This is a genomic window from Vibrio sp. 2304 (genome assembly GCF_033339475.1).
GTDB lineage: Bacteria > Pseudomonadota > Gammaproteobacteria > Enterobacterales > Vibrionaceae > Vibrio > Vibrio alginolyticus.
In genome coordinates this window covers 1-1,886 of record NZ_JAWOUQ010000037.1, presented here as the reverse complement: position 1 = coordinate 1,886, position 1,886 = coordinate 1, and the positions used below count along the sequence as shown (strand labels likewise).

2 protein-coding genes and 1 pseudogene are annotated in these 1,886 nt (G+C 62.9%); 2 read left to right on the top strand and 1 reads right to left on the bottom strand.

Translation table 11 applies throughout. From position 1 onward, the window contains the following. Nucleotides 1-34 precede the first annotated feature (34 nt). On the bottom strand, nucleotides 35-295 hold the full coding sequence (locus R7P64_RS24075) for a mobilization protein (RefSeq protein ID WP_169578253.1): 261 nt from the start codon (nucleotides 293-295) through the stop codon (nucleotides 35-37). Between the two features lie 181 nt (nucleotides 296-476). Between R7P64_RS24075 and R7P64_RS24070 the strand changes: the two are divergent. Next, nucleotides 477-1,118, top strand: a pseudogene (locus tag R7P64_RS24070) (MobA/MobL family protein); the annotation flags it as partial. 106 nt (nucleotides 1,119-1,224) lie between these two features. Then, nucleotides 1,225-1,635 (top strand): IncQ-type mobilization protein MobB, encoded by a 411-nt coding sequence (locus tag R7P64_RS24065; RefSeq protein ID WP_011117300.1) that lies wholly within the window; start codon nucleotides 1,225-1,227, stop codon nucleotides 1,633-1,635. The last annotated feature ends 251 nt before the right edge of the window (nucleotides 1,636-1,886 follow it).

Below are 1,886 nucleotides of genomic sequence, written 5' to 3'. Positions count from 1 at the left end.
CTTGCGGCTCCGGCTGGCCATGCTCCTGTGGCTGCTATTCCTGCTTGGGTGGCAGTCCGAACAGCGCCCGGTCATGGTCGCGCTCTAGGTAGCTGTCCAGCCCATCGAGCAAGCGCTGTTCTGGCCACTCGCCGCTTTCGACTTTGCCGAGTATCCACGCGCCTACCAGCACCTTGCGCCGGGTGTCCTCCTTGCGCTTTTGCTGCTGCTCCCGTGCCCTGACCCGCTGGATCTCGGCGTTGATCCGTGCCCGTTGCTCTTCCAGCTTGGCGAGCCGTTCCGCTGCTTTTGCCATGTTGACATTCCCCTTGGTTATGTGCTTGCCATCATGCTATCATCGGAGCACAGACACCGCAAACCCCGACCGTCATTCTAACGGGAGGGGCACTTACCGGTTTCTCTTCGAGAAACTGCCCTGCGGGCACCCCTTTGGGGCTGTGCGCTCTCCGAGGGCCATTGCATGGAGCTAAACCCCTATGGCCATCTATCACCTTACGGCCAAGACCGGCAGCCGGAACGGCGGCCAGTCGGCCAAGGCGAAAGCCGATTACATCCAGCGGGAGGGCCGTTACTCCCGCGACCGTGACGAGGTGCTGCACACTCAGTCCGGCCACCTGCCCGAGTGGGCCGAGCGCCCCGCCGACTACTGGGATGCTGCCGACCTGTATGAACGCGCCAATGGGCGGCTGTTCAAAGAGGTTGAGTTTGCCCTGCCGGTCGAACTGACCCTAGATCAGCAGCGGGAGCTGGTGGACGAATTCGCCCGGCATCTGACCGAGGGCGAGCGCCTGCCGTATACGCTGGCCATTCATGCCGGTAAAGGTGAGAACCCCCATTGCCACTTGATGATCTCTGAGCGGAAGAACGACGGTATCGAGCGCCCGGCTGACCAGTGGTTCAAGCGGTACAACGCCAAACAGCCAGAGCGGGGCGGGGCGCAGAAGTCCGAGAGCCTGAAGCCCAAGGGATGGCTTGAGCAGACCCGCGAGGCATGGGCCGACCATGCCAACCGGGCATTAGAGCGGGCTGGTCACGACGCCCGCATTGACCATAGAACACTTGAGGCGCAGGGCATCGAGCGCCTGCCGGGCATCCATCTTGGCCCCAACGTGGTGGAGATGGAGGGCCGGGGCATCCGCACCGAGCGGGCCGACACCGCCCTAGCCATCGACACGGCCAACGGCCAGATCATCGACTTACAAGAATACCGGGAGGTTATCGAGCATGAGCGCGATAGACAGAGTGAAGAAGTCCAGAGGCATCAACGAGTTAGCGGAGCAGATCGAACCGCTGGCCCAGAGCATGGCGACACTGGCCGACGAGGCCCGGCAGGTCATGAGCCAGACTCAGCAGGCCAGCGAGGCGCAGGCAGCGGAGTGGCTGAAAGCCCAACGCCAGACAGGGGCGGCATGGGTGGAGCTGGCCAAGGAGTTGCGGGAGGTAGCCGCCGAGGTGAGCAGCGCCGCGCAGAGCGCCCGGAGCGCCGCCCGTGGCTGGACATGGAAGTTGTGGGCCGGGGTCTTGATCGCTTCCGTGACGCCTATTCTGGCGCTGCTGATCGCATCATGGCTTTGGCTGGAGCCGCAAATCATCGAACAACAGGGGGGTATATGGCTGGTTTTCAAGCTCAAGTAAAGGGTGACCGCACCGCGCAAGCCATCGCCCGGCAGCTCAAGGCCATGGGCTGCGACCGGTACGACATCGGCATACGGGATGCCGCCAGCGGCAAGATGATGAACCGGGAATGGTCAGCCGCCGAAGTGCTCCAGAACACGCCATGGCTCAAGCGGATGAATGCCCAGGGCAATGACGTGTATATCAGGCCCGCCGAGCAGGAGCGGCATGGTTTGGTGCTGGTGGACGATCTCAGTGAGTTCGACTTGGAT

What these genes read in the sequence shown, in the direction of transcription:
- R7P64_RS24075 (WP_169578253.1), bottom strand. Translation starts at nt 295, where the DNA reads ATGGCAAAAGCAGCGGAACGGCTCGCCAAGCTGGAAGAGCAACGGGCA.
- R7P64_RS24065 (WP_011117300.1), top strand. Translation starts at nt 1,225, where the DNA reads ATGAGCGCGATAGACAGAGTGAAGAAGTCCAGAGGCATCAACGAGTTA.